Source organism: Nocardia sp. NPDC005978 (genome assembly GCF_040614455.1).
Taxonomy (GTDB): domain Bacteria; phylum Actinomycetota; class Actinomycetes; order Mycobacteriales; family Mycobacteriaceae; genus Nocardia.
The window spans coordinates 64,197-86,917 of the sequence record NZ_JBEXUS010000007.1 but is presented as its reverse complement, the minus strand read 5'-3'; the positions used below and the strand labels follow the sequence as shown (position 1 = coordinate 86,917).

General features: G+C 69.1%; 17 protein-coding genes. 6 read left to right on the top strand and 11 right to left on the bottom strand.

Features of this window, described 5'->3' with window-relative positions:
• Window positions 1–2: 2 nt before the first annotated feature.
• The 8 genes from ABZ319_RS04920 to ABZ319_RS04885 are packed head-to-tail and all read right to left on the bottom strand — an operon-like array spanning window position 3 to window position 12,955.
• The gene (locus ABZ319_RS04920; RefSeq protein WP_354984987.1) at window positions 3–842 is read right to left on the bottom strand and encodes a class I SAM-dependent methyltransferase; all 840 of its coding nucleotides are present in this window, start codon (window positions 840–842) and stop codon (window positions 3–5) included.
• Window positions 839–2,368 carry an NAD(P)/FAD-dependent oxidoreductase gene (locus ABZ319_RS04915; RefSeq protein ID WP_354984986.1) on the bottom strand — a complete coding sequence of 510 codons (1,530 nt, stop codon included), beginning with the start codon at window positions 2,366–2,368 and terminating at the stop codon, window positions 839–841. Before ABZ319_RS04915 ends, ABZ319_RS04920 begins: the two co-directional genes overlap by 4 nt.
• Window positions 2,365–3,231 carry an SAM-dependent methyltransferase gene (locus ABZ319_RS04910; protein WP_354984985.1) on the bottom strand — a complete coding sequence of 289 codons (867 nt, stop codon included), beginning with the start codon at window positions 3,229–3,231 and terminating at the stop codon, window positions 2,365–2,367. Before ABZ319_RS04910 ends, ABZ319_RS04915 begins: the two co-directional genes overlap by 4 nt.
• On the bottom strand, window positions 3,228–4,733 hold the full coding sequence (locus ABZ319_RS04905; protein WP_354984984.1) for an NAD(P)/FAD-dependent oxidoreductase: 1,506 nt from the start codon (window positions 4,731–4,733) through the stop codon (window positions 3,228–3,230). The genes ABZ319_RS04910 and ABZ319_RS04905 overlap by 4 nt, the downstream gene beginning before the upstream one ends.
• Window positions 4,730–5,341, bottom strand: coding sequence for a hypothetical protein (locus ABZ319_RS04900; protein ID WP_354984983.1), 612 nt, complete (start codon window positions 5,339–5,341; stop codon window positions 4,730–4,732). The genes ABZ319_RS04905 and ABZ319_RS04900 overlap by 4 nt, the downstream gene beginning before the upstream one ends.
• Complete coding sequence (locus tag ABZ319_RS04895) at window positions 5,338–5,568, bottom strand: hypothetical protein (protein ID WP_354984982.1); 231 nt, start codon at window positions 5,566–5,568, stop codon at window positions 5,338–5,340. The genes ABZ319_RS04900 and ABZ319_RS04895 overlap by 4 nt, the downstream gene beginning before the upstream one ends.
• Window positions 5,565–6,515 carry a metallophosphoesterase gene (locus ABZ319_RS04890; protein ID WP_354984981.1) on the bottom strand — a complete coding sequence of 317 codons (951 nt, stop codon included), beginning with the start codon at window positions 6,513–6,515 and terminating at the stop codon, window positions 5,565–5,567. The genes ABZ319_RS04895 and ABZ319_RS04890 overlap by 4 nt, the downstream gene beginning before the upstream one ends.
• A gap of 38 nt (window positions 6,516–6,553) precedes the next feature.
• A complete protein-coding gene (locus ABZ319_RS04885; protein WP_354984980.1) occupies window positions 6,554–12,955 on the bottom strand; it encodes a type I polyketide synthase in 6,402 nt (2,133 codons plus the stop codon).
• A 336-nt stretch (window positions 12,956–13,291) separates the two neighbouring features.
• On the opposite strand from ABZ319_RS04885, the gene ABZ319_RS04880 reads away from it, so the two are divergent.
• The 5 genes from ABZ319_RS04880 (at window position 13,292) to ABZ319_RS04860 (ending at window position 18,595) form a co-directional block, all read left to right on the top strand.
• Window positions 13,292–13,732 carry an SRPBCC family protein gene (locus ABZ319_RS04880; protein WP_354984979.1) on the top strand — a complete coding sequence of 147 codons (441 nt, stop codon included), beginning with the start codon at window positions 13,292–13,294 and terminating at the stop codon, window positions 13,730–13,732.
• The gene (locus tag ABZ319_RS04875; RefSeq protein WP_354984978.1) at window positions 13,732–14,475 is read left to right on the top strand and encodes an ABC transporter ATP-binding protein; all 744 of its coding nucleotides are present in this window, start codon (window positions 13,732–13,734) and stop codon (window positions 14,473–14,475) included. The genes ABZ319_RS04880 and ABZ319_RS04875 overlap by 1 nt, the downstream gene beginning before the upstream one ends.
• Complete coding sequence (locus tag ABZ319_RS04870) at window positions 14,472–16,967, top strand: FtsX-like permease family protein (protein WP_354984977.1); 2,496 nt, start codon at window positions 14,472–14,474, stop codon at window positions 16,965–16,967. The genes ABZ319_RS04875 and ABZ319_RS04870 overlap by 4 nt, the downstream gene beginning before the upstream one ends.
• A 38-nt stretch (window positions 16,968–17,005) precedes the next feature.
• Complete coding sequence (locus ABZ319_RS04865; RefSeq protein ID WP_354984976.1) at window positions 17,006–17,488, top strand: hypothetical protein; 483 nt, start codon at window positions 17,006–17,008, stop codon at window positions 17,486–17,488.
• Window positions 17,489–17,683: 195 nt separating this feature from the next.
• The gene (locus tag ABZ319_RS04860; RefSeq protein ID WP_354984975.1) at window positions 17,684–18,595 is read left to right on the top strand and encodes a tyrosine-protein phosphatase; all 912 of its coding nucleotides are present in this window, start codon (window positions 17,684–17,686) and stop codon (window positions 18,593–18,595) included.
• 57 nt (window positions 18,596–18,652) lie between these two features.
• On the opposite strand, the gene kstD is transcribed toward ABZ319_RS04860, so the two are convergent.
• From kstD to ABZ319_RS04845, 3 genes are all read right to left on the bottom strand, one after another.
• Window positions 18,653–20,338, bottom strand: a complete 1,686-nt coding sequence (kstD, locus tag ABZ319_RS04855; protein ID WP_354984974.1) for a 3-oxosteroid 1-dehydrogenase — start codon at window positions 20,336–20,338, stop codon at window positions 18,653–18,655.
• Between the two features lie 57 nt (window positions 20,339–20,395).
• Window positions 20,396–20,983: a helix-turn-helix domain-containing protein gene (locus ABZ319_RS04850; RefSeq protein ID WP_354984973.1), complete on the bottom strand. Its 588-nt coding sequence runs from the start codon at window positions 20,981–20,983 to the stop codon at window positions 20,396–20,398.
• 125 nt (window positions 20,984–21,108) lie between these two features.
• A complete protein-coding gene (locus ABZ319_RS04845; RefSeq protein ID WP_354984972.1) occupies window positions 21,109–21,546 on the bottom strand; it encodes a hypothetical protein in 438 nt (145 codons plus the stop codon).
• A gap of 217 nt (window positions 21,547–21,763) precedes the next feature.
• On the opposite strand from ABZ319_RS04845, the gene ABZ319_RS04840 reads away from it, so the two are divergent.
• Window positions 21,764–22,678 carry an oxygenase MpaB family protein gene (locus ABZ319_RS04840; RefSeq protein ID WP_354984971.1) on the top strand — a complete coding sequence of 305 codons (915 nt, stop codon included), beginning with the start codon at window positions 21,764–21,766 and terminating at the stop codon, window positions 22,676–22,678.
• Window positions 22,679–22,721: the final 43 nt, after the last annotated feature.

Genomic DNA, 22,721 nt, shown 5'->3' with positions numbered 1-22,721 from the left:
ATTCACTCGGTTTCTCGCACGTCCGCGTGGGTGAAACGCACTGCGCCGCACCACAGCAGCGACTTCTCCAGCGACCCGATCGCGTGCTCCGGCGTCCAGGCCGAACCGCGCAGCACCGGCTGTGAGCGCTTGGCCCGCGCGGCCGCCCGGAAGACCGACGCCGCCGAGTCCACGGTCCAGCCCCGGAAGAAGTCCAGGGGCGCGGCGAATTGCCAACGGGCGGAGGCGAGTTTGCGGCCCAGGGTCAGATTGACCATGCGCAGCATGCCGGGCGACCAGTGGTCCATGGCCCACCAGCGAACGTCGGGCCGGCGCAGCGCGTCGCGCAGGGTCGCCACGTCGGCGGGTCGCAGGTACGGCAGCAGGCCCTCGGTGAGCACCAGCGTGTTCCGCGCCCCCGCGGTCGCCTCGTCGAGAAAGGCGGTCAGCGCCGCGGTGTCGGTGACATCGACCGTCCGGGTGATGCGACGGCAGTTCGGCGTCTCCCCCGCCAGCACCGACTCCTTGTATCCGAGCAGCTCGGGCAGATCCGCTTCGTACCAGTCGAGTTCGGCGGGCAGCGCCAGCCGGAACGGCCGGGTGTCCAGGCCGGCGGCCAGGTTCACGACCCGGTCGCAGCCCGCGGCGATCGACTCCAGGATGAGGTCGTCGATGAGTTTGGTCCGCACCACCGTGGGCCACATGCTCGGCCCGGTGGCGGTCATGGAGACGCCCTCCGGCCCGGCGAGCCTGGCCGCCAAAGGATCCCGGTACAGGGCGTCCGGGCGTTCGGATTCGATCGCCCGGTAGGCCGCCACCCAGCGGGCGGTGTCGGAGACATCGCGGATCGACGGTTCGGTCACGATTGGCTCCGATCCTGCGAAGACCCCTGGTCCGTCGCGATTTTCGTGGTGAACGAGTAGTGCTCGAGCGGGAAGTGCCCGGATCGCCACCGGGCGGTCAAGGCGGTCGTGGGCCGGAAGACCGGTGAGTCGCCGTGCTGATCGAGGAAGGTCGAGGTGGTGCAGGCGCCGGTGAGGAACACCGAGGTCGACTGCCGCCGCCGCATGTCCCGCACGAACTCGGCGTGCGGTTCCGCCTTGATCTCGACGCAGGTCGCGCCGCGCGCGTACATCTCCCGGATGCACCGGACGGCGTGCCGGGTGGAGTTCTCGATCATCGGGAAGTACAGGGAGGTGAAGGAATACGTGGTGCCCAGGACCGAGAAGCTGTTGGGCCATCCGGGCAGGGTCACGCCCTCGTAGGCCCCCGAGCGATTGGTCTCGTAGTAGTCGGCCAGATCCACGCCGTCGCGGCCGAGGATCGGGAACGGCGGGTTGGCTCCCCGCCCGAAGACCCGAAAGCCGGTGGCCAGCACGATGGTGTCGAGTTCGCGGTGCTCGCCGTCCGCGGTGAGGATGCCGGTCTCGGTGACGCGCACGATGGGGTCGGTCACGAGCTCGACGTTGTCCCGGGTGAAGGTCCGGTGGTAGTTGCTCGAGATCGACGGGCGTTTACAGCCGTAGCGGTAGTCCGGCGTCAACTGCGCGCGCAACCGCTCGTCGGGCACCTGTTTGCGCATGGCGTTCAGCGAGAGACGCTCGATCAGCCGCACCGTCGCCGGCAGCTTGCGGCGAAACGCGAAATAGGCGATCAGCTCGTGCATCACATCGATCTGGAAGCGGATCACCCGCAGGATCAGCGGCAGCATCCGGAAGACCCATCGCAGGGCGCGGGGCACCGGGAGGTCCAGCTTCGGCACGACCCATACCGCGCTGCGCTGGAAGACGTGCAGCCGCTTGGCGCGCTCGGCCACCGGCGGAATCAGCTGCACCGCCGAGGATCCGGTGCCGATCACCCCGACGCCGGCGCCTTCGAGATCATGGTCGTGATCCCAGCGCGCAGTGTGGATCACCGTGCCCGCGAACGAGTCCAGGCCCTCGATGTCGGGGGTCCGCGGCTGCACGAGCGGCCCGTGCGCCACGATCACGAACCGGGCCCGCACGGGCCCCGCGCTCGTCCGCACGTCCCACATGTGCTCGCGCTCGTCGAACGCGAGCCCGATCACCTTGGTGTTCAGGCGCAGGTGCGCGCGCAGCCCGTATTTGTCGACACAGCTCTCGGCGTACGCCTGGATCTCGTCGCCGGTGGGATAGGTGCGTGCACTGAGCAGGTTCGGCTCGAAGGAGAACGCGTAGCTGCACATCGGAATATCCACCGCGACATCGGGATAGGTGTTGGCCTGCCAGGCCCCGCCCACCCGGTCCGCCCGGTCGAGGATGACGAAGTCCTCGATGCCCGCGTCCCGCAGCCGAATTCCGGCGCCGATGCCGCCGAAGCCGGCGCCGATCACCGCGACCTCTACGCGGGTGGGCTCGGGGTCGCTCATCGTTCTGTCTCCTGAGAAGTTCTGTGCGCCGGCGGCTCCTGCGCCCCGGCGGGCGTGAGCCGAACGGCCCCGCTCCACAGCCTGGAGCGCTCTAGCGGGCCGATCGCGTGGTCGGGCAGCAACGCCGAACCGCGCAGTGACAGCGGTGAACGCCGCCAGCGCGCCGCGGCGCGGAACGTCGAGTGCGCCGCGTCGACGGTCCAGCCCTCGAAGAAGTCGAGACTGGACGCGAAATGCCATTTCGCGGAACCCAGTTCGCGACCGAGCGTGCGGTTGACGCCGTACCGCACGCCCGGTGACCAGTGATCCATCAGCCACCAGCTGATCGGCGACCGCCGCAGCAGCGTGGACAGCCGACCGACGGCATCGGCTGTCAGATACGGCAGCAGCCCCTCGGTCAGAACCAGCACCCGGCCGGCCCCGGCGGTCGCCTCCACCAGGAAGTCGGTCAGCGCGCCGGAATCGGTGAGATCCACCTGGGCGACGACGCGGCGGCAGTGTGCCCGTTCGCCGGCCAGCACCGATTCCTTGTAGGCGCTCAGCGCGGGCAGATCCGCTTCGTACCAGTCGATCTCGGCCGGGATCGGCAGCCGGTAGGGCCGGGTGTCGAGGCCTGCGGCGAGGTTGATCACCCGATCACAGCCCCGGGCCAGCGTGTCCAGGATCAGATCGTCCAGGAGCTTGGTCCGGACCACCGTCGGCCACATGGTCGTCGCGGCGGCCATGGCCGCACCGCGCGGGCCCGCCAGTGCCGCCGCGAGCGGGTCGCGGAACAGCGCGTCGGGACGAGCCGATTCGATCGCCCGGAACCCCGCCACCCAGCGGGCGGTGTCCGAGACGTCACGCATGAGCGATTCGGTCATGAGGCCGCGGTGTCCCCGATCGAGGTGAACGAGTAGTGCTCGATCGGGGAGTGCCGGGTGCGCCAGGCCGCCTCGACGGTGCTGGTGGGCCGGAACAGCGGCACATCGCCGTTCTCGTCGAAGTACCAGCTGTGCGTGCGCTCGCAGTGCGAACGGTAGAACAGCGTCTTCCCTTGGCGTTCGATCATCTCGGCCACGAACTCGCGGTAGGGATCCGGCTTGATCTCCACGGAGGTGGCGCCCCGGCGGCGCGCTTCGAGGATGCAGCGCACCACGTGGTCGACGCTGCTCTCGATGGTGACGAAGAAGGAACCCGTCATGGCGTAGAGACCGGGCACGGTGAAGTTGTTCGGCATCTGCGGCAGCGTCAGGCCCTCGTACTGTCCCTTGCGGTTGGCCACGATGAGTGAGCGCAGGTCCTGCCCACCGCGCCCGGTGGTCTTGAAGCGGGGCAGATTGGTCTCGTCGAGCGTCTCGAAACCCGTTGCCAGGATGAGGGTGTCGAATTCGTGGTGCGCACCGTCCGCGGTCCGCAGACCGGTCTCGGTGATCTCGGCGATGTCGGCGGTGACGAGATCGACGTTGTCGCGGGCGAAAGCCTTGTAGTACGTGCTCGACATCGACAGGAACTTGCAGCCGAACCGGTAGTTCGGGGTGAGCTTGGCCCGGGTCTCGGGGTCCGGCACCCAGCGCCGCAGCGCGAACTTGATGATCGATTCCAGGAAGGTCACCGACGCGGGGATCTTGTACCGGAACACCGCGTTGTAGAGGACTTCGAGCCAGAAGACCGCTATCCAGCGCGGAATGAACATCATGAAGGGCAGGATCTTGTAGCCGAACCGCAGCAGCGCCGGAAGCGGGAAGTCCGGTTTGGGCAGCACCCAGATCGGCGTGCGCTGAAAGACGTGCACCCGCTCGGCGATCTTGGCCATTGCCGGGATGACCTGCACCGCAGAGGATCCCGTGCCGATGACCCCGACCCGGGTGCCCGTCATGTCGTGCTCGTGATCCCAGCGCGCACTGTGGATCACCCGGCCGTTGAACCTGTCGAGTCCCTCGATGTCCGGGTACTTCGGCCGGCCGAGGCCGCCGTAGGCGATGATGATGAATCGGGCGTGAATGGGCCCCTGCGTGGTGTCCAGCCGCCAGTGGTGCTCGGCGTCGTCCCAGGTGGCCGCCAGCACTTCGGTATTCAGCCGCAGATGCGGCCGGACCCCGTACCTGTCCACGCACCTGTCGGCGTACGCCTTGATCTCGTGGCCCCGGGCGTACGCGTACTCCCAGTCCGGATTCCGCTCGAAGGAGAAGCTGTATCCCCAGACCGGAATGTCCACGGCCACATCGGGATAGGTGTTCCAGTACCACACCCCGCCGATGTCCTCGGCCTGCTCGATGAGCGCGAAATTCGTTATCCCGGCCTGGCGCAGCTTGATCCCGGCGCAGATGCCGGAGAATCCGGCGCCGATGACCGCTACCTCGAGCAGACTGTCATTGTCGGTCATTGTCGTCTCCTGACGAACTCGCGGACACGGCGGGCGAAAGCCCTGCCGAGCACGGTGATGCGACGGACCCGGGGTTGCGGCGGCGCGGGGGCCACCGCGAGATCCACGCCCGAGTCGGGCGCCATGAACATCGCGGCGGCGTAGTCCGCGAACAGGTCGGCGGTGGCGAAGTCCTTGCGGGCCAGCAACTCGTCCATCACCGCGCCCAGCAGTTCGGGATCGGCCCGCTCGGCGACTTCACCCATCACCTTGGGGTTCATGAACGGCGCGGCGTCGGCGACCGCCACCGGGTCGATCTTGGAGAGCATCGACATGGATCGGTCGGTCCGGTTGTCCAGCAGCGCCGCGCTGAGCGAACGGCCCAGCAGTCGCGGCGGCAGCACGCCGGTGGCCAGCGGGACCGCCACCCGCAGCGGCGCGAGCCGGCCGATTCGCGTCAGTCGCGCGTATTCGACGGCGTAGCGCTCGTGCAGGGTGGCGACCAGCCGGTCCCGCAGCTCCGAGAGGTCCTCGGCGTCGAGTGCTTCGAGGTAGTCGATGCGCGCCGCGTCCACGTGCAGCGCGTCGGCGAGTTTGCCCACTTGGATCCGGGTCGCGCGCTCGCTCATGCGCGCCGCCCGAGCAGCACCGCGCCCACGAGCGCGCGGACGGGACGGGGGCGGGCGGCGTTCTTGGCCGCCAGCTCCTTGCGCGCCAGCCTGCGATCGCGCTGCGGCGCGGTGCGCAGCAGCGACAGTAGGTCGGCGCACTGCTCCTGCGAGAGCGCCGCCAGGGCGGGTAGCCGAGCCCCGAGTTCCTGTTCCAGAACTGCCCGGGGGTCCGTGGTCGAATTCATCGTGATAGCCGTCCTTTGTCGCCGGGGACCTGGCGGGCCAGCGAAACCGCCAATCGCATCGCGCGATCCACGGTGCGCCGCCCGATCGAGTTGTTGCGCGCGAAATCGCCGGGGGCGGGCAGGATTTGACAGAGCAGCGGATCGGGCAGGCCGCGCCGCCGCCATTCGCGCGGATAGCCGATCGACACCTCTTCGAAGCGCACCCCGTCGAAATGATCGGTGCGGCGGATGTGCAGGTGCCCGTACACCACGCAGGCCACGTTGTACCGGCGATGCCAGTCCGCGGTGAGCTCGGTGCCGCACCACATCGCGAACTCCGACCGGAACAGCCGATCGGTCGGAGTGCGCAGCAGGGGAAAGTGATTGATCAGCACCAGCGGCAGCTTCGGGTCCACGGCGTCCAGCCGCTCGCGGGTGTAGCGCACGCGCTCGGCGCACCACTGCTCCCGGGATTCGTACGGGTCGCAGGCGAGCAGGTGCTCATCGGTGGCCAGGGTGCCCCTGGCTTCCGCGAGCGCCAAACCCGCTGCCTTGGTGTCGATTCCGCGCGGTAGGAAGGAGTAGTCGTAGAGCAGGAACAGCGGGGCCAGCACGGCGGGCCCGCCCGGGCCCTCCCAGACCGGATAGGGATCCTCCGGCGTCACCACGTCGAGCTCGCGGCAGGCCGTGACCAGGGCGTTGTACTTGCCCACACCGCGCAGATGTCCGGGATCCAGTGCCGTGGTCCACAATTCGTGGTTTCCCGGCACCCAGATCACCTTGGCGAACCGCTCGCGCAGGGCCGAGAGCGCCCAGCGGACGCTCTCGATCTTCTCCGCGACGTCGCCGGCCACGATCAGCCAGTCCCCCGGCGTGTTCGGCCGGATCTGCTCGACCACCTCGCGATTGCCGAGGTGGCTCACGTGCAGATCACTGACCGCCAGCAGCGCCGGCCCGTCGCCGCTCACGCCGTGTCCATCACCGCTCAGGCCGTGCCCGACGCCGCTCACGCAGCGCCCTCTGCCGCTCCCACCGCCGCACCGAGCCTGCCCATGGAACCGCTCAGGCGGGCCATCAGCTCCGCGGGCACCGGACCGCCGTCGTGAATGGCGGACAGGCGCTCGAGCAGCATCTCGACCTCGGCGATGATCGGATCGGCGAGTTCGGCGTCCTGCGGGGTGATCTGGTCCAGGACGTGCCGGGCCAGCAGGCTGACCGTCGGGTACTGGAAGATCACCGAGTTGGCGAGCTTGACGCCCGTCATGGCCCGCAGATGCGTGCCGAGCTCGATCGAGCTGAGCGAGTCGATGCCCATCTCGGTGAACTCCCGATCCGGCTGCACCGCATCGGGCGAGGAGTACCCCAGCACCATCGAGATCGGCGTCTTCAACAGCTCGACGACCGTCTCGTGCTGTTCGGCCGGGCTGAGTCCGGCCAGCCGCTTGGCCAGCTGCGTCGGGTCACCGAGCTGCTGGGTCGCGCGCGGCCGGGCGTGCAGCAGCGCCCGGAAGAACGGCGGCAGTTCGGCCACCGACTGGGCCACCCGCAGCAGCGAGAGATCCATGCCGATGGGCAGGACGTACGGCGCTCCGGTGCGGAGCGCGGAATCGAACAGACCCAGCGCCTCCGCGGTCGGAATGGGCGTGATGCCCATGCGGCCGAGGCGGGCGCGGTCCTTCTCGTCCATGCCGCCGGTATTGGAGGTGTCCTCGGCCCACCAGCCCCACGCCATCGCGGTGGCGGGGAGCCCGCGGTGGTAACGATGCCGGGCCAGGCTGTCCAGGAACACGTTGGCCGCGCCGTAGTTGGCCTGACCGGGTGCGCCGAATGTGCCTGCCGCCGAGGAGAACAGCACGAACATCGACAGATCCAGGTGCTGGGTGAGCTCGTGCAGGTACCAGGCGCCGTTGGCCTTGGCGGGCAGCACCGCGTCCAGGTGGTCGGTGGTGAGCGCGGCGAAGGTGGCATCGGCCAGGGTGGCCGCCAGGTGCACGACCGCCCCGATCGGATGCTCCTCGGGCACACCGGCGATCACCGCGGCCAAGGCGTCGCGATCACCCGCGTCACACGCGGCCACGCGCACGGTCGCACCGGCCGCGCCCAATTCGGCGATCAGCTCGTCCACACCGCCCGCGGTGGCGCCGCTGCGGCTGGTGAGCAGCAGGTTCCTGGCCCCGTAGGCGGTGACCAGGTGACGGGCGATGATGCCGCCGATCTTGCCGGTACCGCCGGTGATCAGGACCGTGCTCTCCGGATCGAACGCCGTGGGCCAGGTGAGCACCACCTTGCCGACATGGCGCGCCTCACCGAGATGGCGCAGCGCCGCGGCGGCGTGCCGCACGTCGAAACGGGTCAGTGGCAGCGGCGCGAGGACGCCGGCGTCGAACAGCGCCGACAGCTCGGAGAGCAAGCCGCCCAGCACGTTCGGTTCCAGTGCGCCGAGTTCGAAGGACGCGTAGGACACCCCGTGCTGTTCCCGGATCGTCGCCGGGTCGTGCACCGCGTCCCGGGCGATCTCCACGAAGCGGCCCGCCTCGGCGAGCAACCCGAGCGAGTCCCCGGTGAAGGCGTCGGGCAGCAGATTCAGGACGATGTCGACCCCGCGCTCGCTCGCGAACCGCTCCGCGAAGGCGGCGGAGCGGGAGTCGGCGAGGTGATCCTCGGCGAACCCCATGCCCCGCAGCACATCCCACTTGGGCTTGCTCGCGGTCGCCAACACCTCCAGGCCGAGGTGCCGCGCCACGTGCACCGCGGCCGTGCCGACGCCGCCGGTGGCGGCGTGCACCAGCACCCGCTCCCCCGAGCGGCCCCCGGCGATGTCGCGAAGTCCGTGCAGGGCGGTCAGATACGCCACCGGTGCGGCCGCCGCCTGGGCGAACGACCAGGCCCGGGGCATCGCAGCGAGCAGCCGGTGATCGGCGGCCGCGGTGCCGGCGATCTCGCCGAAGAGGCCGAATACCCGGTCGCCCGGCGCGAATCCGGTCACGCCCGCGCCGACCGCGCGCACCACGCCCGCGGCCTCGTGCACCAGTCGCGCCGGGGTGCCGGTGCCGGCGGCGACCCCGGTCAGCGCGACCGGGAACGACAGGCCCGCGGCTCGCTGCTCGACCAGAACCGTGCCGGGCGCGAGGTCCGCTCGGGTGTCGTCGTCGGCGACCTCGGCCAGCGCCACGTCGTCGAGATTGCCCGAGGCCGGAATGTCGAGCCGCCACGAACCGGACAGCTTGGCGCCCGCGGTCGCCGCCGCGTCGAGGCCGGAACGGATTCGCCTGCCGAAGAATTCGCCGCGGCGCAGCGCGAGTTCGGGTTCGTCGGTCTGCAGCGCGGTGGCGAGCTGGTCGAGGCTGATGCCGGCCTCGTCGAGGTCGAGTTGCAGGATCCGGTCCTGATGCTCGGATTGCGCGCTGCGCACCAGCGCCCACACCGTGGCCCCGGCCAGATCCGAGACGTCCTCCGCGGCCGCGACCGCCTGGACGCCGCGGCTCAGCACGACCAGCTTGGTCTCGGCGAAACGCTCGTCGGCGAGCCAGGTTTGGATGGTGCCGAGCATGTCGGCGAGTTCCGCGCGCACCGCCGCGCTCGGATGCGCGCCCGGTTCGGCGCCGGCCGAGTCCGCGACCCGGGACAGCACGACCACCTTGGGCGGCTCGGCGCCCTCGACATCCATTGCCGCATAGAGGGTTCGGAGATCCGGGTAGGTGACCGGAAGCGCGTCCCCGTGTACGCCCAGTGGCTGACCGCCGACGACGGCCCAGTCACCCGGGCGACCGGAGTAGCGCGCCCGCTGCACCGGGACGCTCAGCCAGTCGACGCCGAACAGCGAGTCCTGGCGTCCGGACAGACCGCGGGTGGCGAGCTTGGTGGTCGAGATGGTGCGCACCTGCAGCGTGCCCGCCGCCACGATGCGCCCGGTGCTGTCGCCCAGCACCCAGCGCAGGCGATCGGTGCCGGCCGGAGTCAGCTTGACGCGCAACGCCTTCGCGCCCACCGCGCGCAGCTCGACTCGCTCCCACGCGAACGGCAGCCGGATCGCGCCGGCTTCGGACGGGATCAGCGCGGCCGCCGCGGAGCCGGTCTGCATGGCCGCGTCCAGCAGGGCCGGATGCAGCCCGTACTTGTCGGCATCGGCCACCGCGTCCGGCAGCGCGACCTCGGCGAAGATGTCGTCGCCGCGCCGCCAGACCGCCTTCATGCCCTGGAAGACCGGGCCGTACTGGTAGCCGAGCGCGGCGAGGGTCTCGTAGGCGGGACCGGGCTCCATGGCCTGGACCGCACCGACCGGCGGCCAGAGTTCGAGGCCCTGGGTGTCGGTGTCCTCGGTGCGGGGCACCGCGGTGAGATGGCCGTCGGCGTGCAGGCTCCACTGACTCTGGCCGGGCGCGCCGTCCTTGTCCTCGGGCCGCGAGTAGATGGCCACCGAACGCCGCCCCGGCTTGACGAGTTCGCCCACCACGACCTGCAGGTGGATCGCGCCCTCGGCGGGCAGCGTGACCGGGGTGTACATGGTCAGCTTCTCGACCTGCGGCGCACCGAGCCGGTCACCGGCGTGCAACGCCAGCTCGAGCAGCAGCGCGCCGGGCAGCAGCACGTTGCCGTGCAGCGCGTGATCGGCGATCCAGGCGTGGGTCGCCAGGGCGATGCGGGTGCTGAACTGGAAGCGGTCCGCGCCGGGCAGTTCCACGACCGCACCGAGCAGCGGGTGCCCGGCCTCGGCCAGGCCCAGCCCGCTCGGCTTGCCGCCGCCCGAGCCGGACACACTGGCCAGCCAGTACTTCTGCCGCTGGAAAGCGTAGGTGGGCAACGGAATCGAGCGCACGGAGCCGGCCGGATAGATCGCCTGCCAGTTCGGTGAGACGCCCTGCACGTGCGCTTCGGCCACCGAGGTCAGCAGGCGCCGGATGCCGGCGTCCTCCCGCTTGAGCGAGCCGGTGATCAGGCAGGAATCGGCGAAGCCGCCCAGGGATTCGTGCATGGCGGCGGTCAGGACCGGGTTCACGCTCATCTCGATGAAGGCGTTGTAGCCGGACTCGAACGCGGACCGGAAGCCGCCCTCGAAGTTCACCGCCTCGCGCAGGTTGCCGAACCAGTAGTCCGGGCCCAGCTCCGCGGCGTCCAGCACGTCGCCGGTGACGGTCGAGAAGAAGGTGATGTCCGTGGCTCGCGCGGTGACCGGGGCGACGGCGGCCTCGAGCTGCTCGCGCAGCACGTCCACGTGGCAGGTGTGCGCGGCGTAGTCGACAGGAACCTGGCGCGCCCGCACCGCGTCCCGTTCACACCGCGCGAGCACCGCGGCCACGCTGTCCGCGCCGCCCGCGACCACGGTGGTGGACGGGGAATTGACGGCGGCGACGTAGATGTCGTCGATGCCCGCCAGTAGTTCGCGCACCCGCGCGACCGGGGCGTTGATCGAGGCCATGCCGCCGGTGCCCGCCAGTTCGCGCAGCGGCCTGCTGCGCAGGGTCACGATGCGGGCGGCATCGGCCAGCGACAGCGCGCCCGCGACGTACGCCGCGGCGACCTCGCCCTGCGAGTGCCCGAGCACGGCGTCGGGTTCGATGCCGAGCGAACGCCACAGTCCCGCAAGGGAAACCATCGTCGCGAAGAGCGCAGGCTGCACGACGTCGACGCGTTCGATCGACGGCGCGCCCGGCGCCTCGTTCAGCACGTCGGTCAGCGACCAGTCGACGAATTCCGACAGCGCCGCCTCGCATTCGGCGATGAGACCGGCGAAGACCGGGGACTCGGTCATCAGCTGCGCGGCCATGCCCGCGTACTGCGCGCCCTGGCCGGGGAAGACGAAGACGACCTGCCGTTCGGCGGCCTGGCCGCGAATCGGCCCGACCGGTGCGGCGTCGGCGACCGCGGCCAGCCCGGCCAGCAGGTCGACGCGATTGCCGCCGAGCACTACGGCGCGATGATCGAAGGTGGCGCGGGTGGTGGCCAGGGCGTGGCCGATCTCGCGCGAGCTGAATTCCGGGTTCGCCCGGACGTGCTCGGCGAGCTGGGCGGCCTGTTCGGCCAGCGCCTCGGGGGTCTTGCCGGAGATCGGCCAGATGGCAAGCGGCACTTGCCGGCCGGGCTCGACGGGCGTGATCGGCTGCGCCGGGGGCGCCTGTTCGAGAATGACGTGGGCGTTGGTGCCGCTGATGCCGAAGGACGACACCCCGGCCCGGCGCGGCCCGTTGCGGTCCGGCCACGGCACGCTCGAGGTGACCAGATCGACCGTCCCGGCGGACCAGTCCACGGCCGTGGTCGGCTCGCTGACGTTCACCGTGGGCGGCACGACCCCGTGCCGCATGGCCTGGATCATCTTGATCACGCCGGCGATGCCCGCGGCGGCCTGGGTGTGCCCGAAGTTGCCCTTGATCGAGCCGAGCAGCAACGGCTCGGCGGCCGAATGGTCCCGGCCGTAGGTGTCGAACAGCGCTTCCAGTTCGATGGGATCGCCCACGGGCGTGCCGGTTCCGTGCCCCTCCACCACATCGATGTCGGTGGGCGCGAGGTCGGCCGCGGCCAGGGCGGCGCGAATGAGCTTCTGTTGCGCGACCGCGCTGGGAACGGTCAGGCCCTTGGTGGCGCCGTCCTGATTCACGGCCGCGCCGCGCTGAATCGCGAGCACCTCGTGGCCCAGGCGCCGGGCGTCGGACAGTCGCTCCAGGATGAGCACCGCGACGCCCTCGGACATGCAGAATCCGTCGGCGTCGGCGGAATAGGGCTTGCTGCGACCGGCTTTGGAGATCGCGCCGTGCTGGCCGAGAGCGAAGAAGCCGGTCAGCGTCGACATGATCGAGACCCCGCCGACCAGTGCGAGCGAGCATTCGCCGGCGGTCAGCGCCTGCGCGGCCAGGTGCATGGCCACCAGCGAGGACGAGCAGGCGGTGTCGATGCTCATCGTCGGGCCCTGCAGACCCAGGATGTAGGAGACCCGGCCCGAGAGCACGCTCTGACTCACGCCCATGGCGACGTAACCGGGGTCCAGATCCTTCTGGCCCGGAATCAGGTAGGCGTAATCGCCGCCCATCGCGCCGATGTAGACACCGGTATCGGTGTCTTGCAGCGTCGTCGGGTCTATGCCCGCCGATTCCAGTGCCTGCCAGCTGGTTTCGAGCACCATCCGCTGTTGCGGATCCATTGCCTTGGCCTCACGGGGGCTGATTCCGAAGAACTCGGGATCGAATTCGCCCGGCTCGTCGATGAACCCGCCCATCGGCGCCATGGCGGCGGCCACCTCGGGCGATGCCATATCGGCCAGCTCCGTCATCGACCGGTCGGCCGGGAACTTGCTGGATGCATGCTGGCCGTCGATCAGGAAGCGCCATAGCGCTTCGGGTGAATCGATGCCACCGGGAAAACGGCACGCCATACCGACGACCGCGATCGGATCGTCAACGAGAACGTGATCAGCCACGACTGCCCCCATGCGGGTAGAGATGTCCCGTTCTGCATTAGAACGGGATTCAGAATTAGAGAGTTTCCAGTGCCCCTGCGGCAACCCAAAGCGCTTCTGCCAGATGGTCATTGCGCCGACGAGCGAGAAGGTACCGCATACCGGGAGGGGCTGCAACAGATCTCAGTTAATCTGAAGTACACGCAACTCGGAATCACTTGCAAATCACGGCCGGATGATGGAAGCTCGCTGCCACGCCCAGGCCGACACGGCCCGGGCGCTTGGCGCTCGCGTCCGTTCACAGGCGGGCGAGCTGGTTCGCGACAGGTTTGCTGATCGCGTTCTTCAGGAGGGGTAATGGCCGAATTCGAGGTCACGAGAGCGCTGGAAGCCAGCCCGATGCAGCTGTACTCGATCATCGCGAACACATCCACGTGGCAGGAGTGGTTCCTGATGCACGACGGCTTCCTCGAGCAGCCGCCCGAGCGGATGGCCGTGAATTCCACACTGGTGCAGAACATTCGCATGCTGGGCATGTCGCACAAGCTCGAGTTGACCATCACCGCGTTCAAGCCGCCGATGCAGCTGACCCTGTCCGGGCGCAGCGAGGTCGGGCTGGTCTGCGAATTCACCTTCGGAATCGAGCGTCGTCCGGGCGGCTCGCAGCTGACCATCGCCGGCAATTTCACCGGCGCGATGCTCAATGCTCAGCTCGAGCAGGTGATCGAGCGCGACGCACACAGCCAGTTGACCAATTCCATGAGCAAGCTGGCGACGTTGTCGCAGGTAGAAGCCTGATGACCGCGAATGCGCCGCTGCTCGAACTCGCGAATGTGGTGCGCGAGTACCGCATCGGCGGCGAGACGGTGCGGGCGCTGGACGGTATCAGCCTGGACATCGCCGGCGGGCAATTCGTCTCGGTCGTCGGCCCGTCCGGCGCGGGCAAGAGCACGCTCCTGCACGTGCTGGGGGCACTCGATGTCCCGAGTTCGGGATCGATTCGATTCCGGGGCAGAGAGATCGGCGCATTCGGCGATGACGAGCAATCCGAATTCCGCCGGCACCACGTGGGTTTCGTCTTCCAATTCTTCAATCTGCTGCCGACGCTGTCCGCCTGGGAGAACGTGGCGATCCCGAAATTGCTGGACGGCACCGGATTACGCGCGACCAAGCCCCGGGCACTGGAATTGCTGGATTTGGTCGGCCTCGGTAGCCGGGCCGAACACCGGCCCGGCGAACTGTCCGGCGGGCAGATGCAGCGGGTGGCACTGGCCCGGGCCCTGGTCATGGATCCACCGCTGATCCTGGCCGACGAACCCACCGGTAACCTCGATTCCAAGACCGGCGCCGCGATCATGGCGCTGCTGGCCGATATCGCACACGGCGATCACGCCGTGGTCATGGTCACACACAACGCCGAAGCCGCGAGCACCACCGACCGCGTCCTCACCCTGGGCGACGGTCGCATCGTCCGTGATGAGAGCGCCGCGACCGCGCTCGGCGCACCGGAACCCGCCGCGGCGGCGGTGGGTCACCCATGACGGCACTGATAGATCGCTGGCGACTGTTCAGCGTGCGCGAGTTCGCCGTTCATCGCGGGCGAACCATCGCCTCGACCACGGTGATGGCCGTGTCCGCCGCGTTCCTGGTCGCGGTGTTCGGCATCTTCGGTTCCCTGTCCGGATCGGTGAATCAGCTGATCGACGGCCTCGCGGGCAGGGCGACGCTGGAGGTTTCCGGGGTCACCGACTCCGGCCTGCCCGCCGCGGTGCGCGCGGACATCGCCGCGGTGCCCGGCGTGGCACACGCGGTGCCGATGCTGCGCGCCAAGGTGCCCAGTGCGGCGGGTCCCATGCTGTTGCTCGGCGCCGATCCGAGTGCCGCGGCCCTGGAAAGCGACCTACAGGAAGCGGTCGAGCGTCACCTCGGCACGCTGATGACCACCGCCAACGGAGCCCTGGTCGGCCCCGGCGTGGGCGTCGCGGCGGGCGAACGGTTCCGGATCGGTTCCGGCGAGGTGACCGTCGCCGCCGTGCTGTCCGGGCCGAAACTGGAGCAGCTCAACGGCGGTCACTACGTATTGACCTCGCTCGCGGTCGCACAGCGGGTCACCAATCGCAGCGGGCAACTCGACTCCGTCCTCGTAATTCCTGCACCGCAGGCGAATTCGGATGATCTGAAGGCCGCGATCACGGCGGCGGTCGCGGACCGCGCGCTGGTCGCGGAGCCGAGCCTGCGAGCCGTGCAGACCGGCGGCGCCCTGCGCATGCTGCGCTACATGACCCTGATGGGCGCCGCCCTGGCGTTCATCGTGGCGGCGTTCCTCATCTACACCGCCATGAGTATGGCGATAGTCCAACGGCGACCGGTCATTTCGATGCTGCGCGCGGTCGGCGGCCGGCGTTCCACCATCGTCACCGATCTACTCGTCGAAGCCGCCGTGATCGGGGTGATCGGCGGTGCGGCCGGCTCGGCGCTGGGCGTGCTGCTGGGCCGCACCGCGATCGATACGCTACCGCTGGCGCTCATGCAGTCGATCGAAGCGCGCATGACGTATTCGTTGCCGCTGTACGCGATTCCGATCGCCATCGCGGCGGCCGCGGGCACCAGCATGCTGGCCTCGGGCGTCGCGGCGTACCAGGTGTACAAGGTGTCCCCGGTCGAGGCGCTGGCCCCGGTCGGAGCCGGTGTCGCCGACCGCGTTCCGCTGCTGCTGCGCCTTTTCGCGGCGTGGGCCGCGATCTTCAACATGACGGTGGCGATCATCCTGGTGCGGTTGCACCTGGACGCCTTCGTCTTCTCGGGCGTGGCCCTGTGCCTGTTCTTCGGAGCCGGACTCATGCTGTGCTTCGCCCTGACCGGGTCACTGGTCGCGGCCACCTCGTGGGTCGCGCGGCGCTTCGGCCGGGCGGGCGAGCTGGCCGCGACCTCGCTCGAACGCGCCCCGCGCCGGGTGTGGGCCACCCTGATGACGGTGTTCATGGCGGTGGCGGTGACGGTGACGATCACCGGCGCGAACAACGATCTCCTCGGCGCGATTCGCGGTTCCCTGGGATCGACCGGCACGGTCGACGTCTGGGTGACCTCGCATCCGCCCGACGAGTTCCCGACCGGCCCGGCGCTGCCCGCTGATCTGGCGGCGCGCATCGGCGCGGTCCCGGAGGTGGCGAGCGTCAACGAGGGACAGGTCGCCTACGCGACCATCGGCGCGGAGAAGGTGATCCTGTACGGACTCGCCACCGGCAGCGTCAACCCGCTGTACGAGGGGCTCGACGCGGCGCTGCGGGCGGAGGTGGTCGCCGGGCACGGCATCGTGGTGTCCCGGGACATGGCCCGCGGGCTGGGCGTGGGCGTCGGCGACGAACTGTCCGTGCAGACCCCGCGCGGACCGCAGCGCACCCGCGTCGTCGGCGTCGTGTCGTACTTCTCGGCGATGACCGGGACCGTCGGCATGGGCCTGGACCAGATGCGGCAGTGGTTCGACCGCCCCGGCTCGACCATCCTGCAGATCGAGGGCGTCCCCGGCACGGACGGTGATCGGCTGCTGGAATCGGTCGCGGCCTTGGCGCCGCCGGGCATCCATGTCTATTCCGGCGCAACGTCATTGGCCAATGTCGAGAACTCGGCCAAGCAGGGTATGGCGGTATCGAACGCCGTATGGATGATCATCGTCCTGATCGCCGCGGTGGCCCTGCTGAACACCTTGACGCTGTCGGTGCTCGAACGCCGGCGCGAGATCGGGGTGCTGCGCGCCATGGGCGCGAGCCGGCGTCGCACGCTGCGCATGGTGCTCGCCGAAGCGGCGGGCATCGGCGTGGTCGGCGGGCTGCTCGGGCTGGGGTTCGGGCTGGCCAGTCAGTACTTCTTCGACGCCCTCACCCCGAACATCATGAATCTCGAGGTGGCCTACCGGCCGAGCCCGCTCGCGCTGGCCTTCGCGGCCGGTGCGGTGGGATTGAGTCTGCTCGGCTCGATTCCGCCGGCCGTGCGAGCGGCCCGGCTCAATATCATCGATGCGGTGAGCATCGAATGACACAGGGGGAAAACATGTTTCGCATCAGATCTCTTCGAGTGCGGGTTGTGATCGCGGCGGCGGCCCTGTGCGCGGTGACCGGTGGCGTGACCGCGTGCGGCGATTCGGGCGAGTCCGCGACGCCGGTCACCCGATCCAGCGCGGCGCCGGTCACCGACCAGCCGCCCATCCCGCTGCCCGGGGTCGCCGATCTGAACCTGGGCCTGACGCTGGCCCTTGACCCGAATTCGCCACGCGCCCAGGCCCTGGACGTGGTCCAGGGTTCGAATGCCGACCCCGAGTTGGTTACCAAGATGGCGCAGGCCGGGGTGAGCAACGGGGTGAAGATGACCGTTACGAGCGTGCGCTACGCCGGCAACGGCCTCATGGAGGCCACCGCGACCCTGTCCCTGAACGGCAAACCCGTCGAGGGCGAGGCCGTCATCCCCTTCGTCGCCGAGAACGGGCGCTGGAAGCTGCAATTGGCCTGGGCCTGCCAGATGCTGACGAACACCGGGGCCACCTCACCGGCCTGCACCTAGACCGCCGGGCACGCACGGGAACACCGGTATATTCTATTCCTGTCCGAAATATGCTGAACCATAATTGTTTTCGCACAGTCCTCGAGTTATTGCCGCACCAGAGCCAATCTCGGTGAGTGATTGGCGAGTCCTGCTGAGCGGAGGCATTACCCGGTATCGGTCGTGGGCTGGTAAGCCGCCCATACTGTCTCGCGGGTGAGGAATTTTTCTGATTCGCGGGCGAGATTCTCGCTCGGCAAAATGCTGTTCGTATTATTCGTGACCATCGGACTGGCCGCCGTCTGGGTGGGCGGCACGGCGGGGGGCGCGCCCGCCGCAGGGGGTCCGGCGCGCATCGATCTCCAGGGGGCGGTGAACGTACGGGATCTGGGGGGATATCGGACCTACGACGGGGCAAAGGTCAAGGCGGGCAAAATTATCCGGGCCGACGCGCTCGGGAAGCTGACCGACGCGGACGTGCAGAAGCTGGGCACGCTGCGGTTGCAGACCGTCATCGATCTGCGGGTGCCCACCGAGGTGCAGGCCCTGGGCGCGGACCGGCTGCCCGCCGGGGTGCCCCTGGTGGCCCGGCCCATCCAGGACAACGGCATGTTCGCCAAGATGTACCAGGCCATTCAATCGAAGGATCCGGTGCAGCAGCAGGCGCTGCTGGGTGACGGCAAGGCCGAGCAGATCATGCGCGACATGTACCGCAGCTTCTTCGACGCCGATTCGCTGGCCAAGTTCGGGCAGACCGTGAAGGACCTGTCGAACACCGGCACCGCCACGCTGTTCCACTGCACGGCGGGCAAGGATCGCACCGGCTGGCTGTCCTACGTGGTGCTGCGCGCGGTCGGCGTACCGGAATCGGTGGCGCGCCAGGACTATCTGCTGTCGAACCAGTACCGGGCGGCGGCCGACGCCGCGCTGCGGGCGCAGTTGAAGCAGGGCGGGATCATGCAGAACCCGGATCTGCTGATTCCGCTGCAGGAGGTGCGCGCCGAGTACCTCGATATCGCGGTGGCGCAGGTGCAGGAGCAGTTCGGCGACTTCGGCGACTTCCTCACCGACGGTCTGGGACTGGACGCCTGGACCATCGTGAAACTGCGGAAGAACCTGGTTTCCTGACCGATCACATCGAAGGACGGGCCCCGCGCACACCGCGTGGGGCCCGATTCGTGTGTGTCAGTTCACCTTCGAGACCCCGGCGGCGTCGAGCGCGGCCAGGTAACCGAACACCAGCGCCGGTCCGATGGTCGCGCCGGGACCGGCATAGGTGTGACCCATGACCGGGGAGCTGGCGTTGCCCGCCGCCCACAGTCCCTCGATGATCGAGCCGTCCGTGTGCAGCACCCGGCCGACCGTGTCGGTGACCAGGCCGCCTTTGGTGCCGAGATCGCCGGGCACCATCCGGGCCGCGTAGAACGGACCCTTGTCCAGCGCACCGAGATTCGGATTCGGCGCGTTGCGCGGATCGCCGTAGTAGCGGTCGTAGGCGCTGTCGCCGCGGCCGAAGTCCTCGTCCCTGCCCTGCTCGGCGAAACCGTTGAAGCGAGTGACGGTGGCGCGCAGCCGCTCCGCGGGCACCCCGATCTGCTCGGCGAGCTCCTCGAGGGTCGCCGCCCGCTTGACCGCGCCCTCCTTGAACCAGCGACCCGGCAGCGGCTGGCGCGGCGCCTGCCCCGCGAACAGGTACCGGTTGCGGTACCGCTGGTCGAAAACCAGCCAGGCGGGCAGGTTTTCGCCGACGCCCTCGCCCTGCCCGTTCTCGCCGCCGTACATGCGATGGGTCGCTTCGACGTAGGGCAGCGACTCGTTCATGAACCGCTCGCCGTGCTCGTTGACGATGATGCTGCCGGGCAGATTGCGCTCGGCCAGGCAGAACCAGGGCTGGCGCGGCAGCGGAATCGAGGGACCCCACCAGGCGTCGTCCATGAATTCGACCGCCGCCCCGAGTTGCTGGCCCGCGCGAATGCCGTCACCGGTGTTCGCCTTGGCGCCGACGGTCCAGTCGACGCCGATGGGCTGGCGCTGGTACTGCTTGCGCATGGTCTCGTTGTGCTCGAATCCGCCGGCCGCGAGGATGACTCCGCGCCGGGCGGTGAGTTCGAGTTCGGCGCCCTCGCGCAGCACGACCAGCCCGGTGACCCGGCCGTCGGTGGCGCGCAGTTCCACCAGCGGGGTGTCGAGCCACACCGGCACCTCGGCCCGCTGCAGACCCGCGCGCAGCATGGCGCTGAACGCCTGGCCCCGGGCGAGCAGATGCTGGCGCAGCACATTGCCTTTGAGCCAGCGGGCGGCGATCTTCACGCCTCGGAAGGGCGCGCGGGGGTTGCGCAGGCCCAGGTGCATCTGGCGGAAGTCGGCCTGGGTGGCGACGAAATTGCGCGGTCCCGGAATGTAATCCGGCTCCAGATTGGCCAGTTCGGCGCCGAGCTGTTTGCCGTTGTACGGCGTCGGCTCGACCGAACGGCCGTGCGCGCGACCACCGGGCGCTTCGGGGTAGTAGTCGGAATAGCCCGGCACCCACTGCATCCGGAGTCCCGCGTGCTCGACCAGGAAGTCGAAGACCTCGGGTCCGCGGTCGATGTAGGTGTCGATGCGCGCGGGGTCGACCTTGTCCCCCACGATGTGGTGCAGGTAGGTGCGCGCGTCCTCGAGGTTGTCGGCCGGGGCGTCGCGGCGCAGCGCCGAGTTGCCGGGAATCCAGACGCCGCCGCCGGAACGTGCGGTGGAACCACCCCAGTGCCTGGCCTTTTCGACGACGAGGGTGGACAGGCCGTGGTGCGCGGCGGCCAGCGCGGCCGCCATTCCGGCCGCGCCGGAGCCGACGACGATCACGTCGTAGGCGTCCGCATCGTTGTGCTGCATGACTGGTGAACCCCCAGGGTTTTCAGGTGGTGAAGGGTGAAGAGGACGAGATGTGGATCAGGCGCGCCAGCGCTCGTCGAGGACGGCCGCCAGGGCCCCTTCGACGCACACCAGCAGGGAGGCTTCGCGATTGCCGGTGGCGCGCAGCCATTGCAGGTAGCCGTATTCGGCGGCCGCCAGCATGAGGTGCACGAGCAGTCCGGGATTGCTGTCCAGGGCGGGATCGCGCGACATACGTTGCGCGACCAGCTCGACCAGCCGGGTGCGATGCTCCGGCGGAATGAGCGCGACGCGGTCCAGCAGGTGCGGCGCGGTGGCGAAGGCCGCGCGCCACTGTTCGAGTTCGGCGGCGGCCAGGGTGGTGGATCGGATCTCGATCGCCCGGGCCAGCGCCACGTCGGCGGATTCGGTGCTCGGCCGTTCCTCGAGCAGCGCGGCGATACCCGCGCCACCCTCGCGGACCGGGTCCAGCAGCAGATCTTCCTTGCTGCGGACGTGACGGAAATAGGTACTGGGTGAGATTCCGGCGGCGGCGGCGATCTGTTCGGTGGTCACCTCGTCGAAACCCCGCCGGGCGAACAGTTCGAAGGCCGCGCGCTGTATGTCGGCCCGAATCTGTCGTCGTTGCCGCTCCCGCAGGGACATCGGCACTCCTTGTCGCTGTCGCGCGACCGTGGAGTTGGTTGCCGTCCACGACGAGCCGCGCAGTGCAAGCATCTCCCTTTGTGACAGTAACTGTCAAGTCGAAACTTGCTCGCGGTTCGAAGGCGTCAGCCGATCCCCCGGGGCACGATGGAGTCGAAGGCGCTCAGGTCCAGGTCATCGGAGGCTTCGGTCCAGCCGACAGCCCGCAGCTGACCCGGGGATTCGATGCCCAGGGCGTCGTGCAGGCCGATCACCACCGAGCGGGCCAGTTCCTCCAGCCGCCCGCGCGAGATCGGCCACAGCAGCGAGCGCCGCCAGTTCTCGATTTCGCGGCGCAGGGCGGGCGCAGACCAGCCCAGGTCGCGGAGTTTCTGCGCGGCGGCTTCCGGAATCGGTTCCGCGAGATAGTAATTGCCGGTGAGTTCGGCGGAGAGCTTGATATCGAACTGCTGGAATTGCACGTAGCGATTTCCGGTGGCCGCGATGATCAGCGTGGCCCGGGACGGCAATTGCGCCAGACATCGTGCCAGTGCCAGCGCGAACGCGTCCCATTCGGTGGTCACATCGCGCTCGTTCTGTTCATCGCCGCGATCCTACGCCGTCGAATCATCCGGGGCAGCGAATAGTTCTGGCGCGCTTGGTGATCGAATCGAGTCGGCTGTGACGGTTGCCACCGCGCCGAGATGATGAGAAGATTCGACCGTATCCCTCTCATCTTGTCGGAGACCGGTCCCGCCGGAGCGTGGCGCTCCGGCAGGACCGTGATCAAAGGAGATCACCATGACCGCCGCCGTAGCGCCGATCGAGCACGCGTCCGGAGCCGGCCGCCCCGAGCGCCAGGTCTTCACCCCCGGAACTCGCATGTGGGAGGACACCGGGCTGATCACCTTCTCGCTCACCGCGGGGTCGGCCTTCCTGCTGCAGACGATGGAACCGAGTATCGCCGCCGTCGTCGACGAGCACTCCAGCTTCCGCACCGACGCCCTGGGCCGGGCCGCGCGCAGCGTCGCCTCGGTGATGATGTGGATCTACGGCGGGGAGGAGGCGCTGGCCGAGGCCGCGCGACTGCGGTCCATGCACGCCACCCTCAATTCCACCGACGGCCAGGGCCGCAAGCACCAGGCGCTGGCCTCGGGGCCGTGGGCCTGGGTGCTGCACACGGCCGTGCACGCCTTCGTCGAGGGCAACAAGTACTTCTCCGACGACAAGCTCACCGACGCCGACAAGGAGTCGTACTACCGCGAGGTGGTACAGCTCATGCGCAATTTCTCGGTGGCGCCCAAGGAGATTCCCGCGACCTACGCCGAGTGGGAGCCGTGGTTCTACGACCAGGTCGAGAACCATCTCGAAGTGACGAACGTGGCCTACGACTACCTGAAGGTCATTCAGACCCTGGCCCCGCCCAAGCAGGTTCCGGCCGTGCTGCACCCGCTGTGGAACGTGGCGGCGACCCCGCTGGGCAAGATGCAGTACTTCTTCACCGTCGGCACCACCCCCGAGATCATTCGCGAGAAGCTCGGCCTGACCTGGACCGCGAGCGATGAGCGCAAGCTCAAGGCACTGGGCTGGGTCATCGGCCGCACCGTGCCGCACCTGCCCGAACGCGTCCGCTACTTCCCCATCGCCTACGAGGCCCGTCGCCTCGAGCGCGACCGCGCCCGCCTGCGCAAGATGATCAACCTGCGCCCGGTGTAGCCGCCGGCCACCCCGATTCCTGGGGCTGGTTCGCGGCCACGGG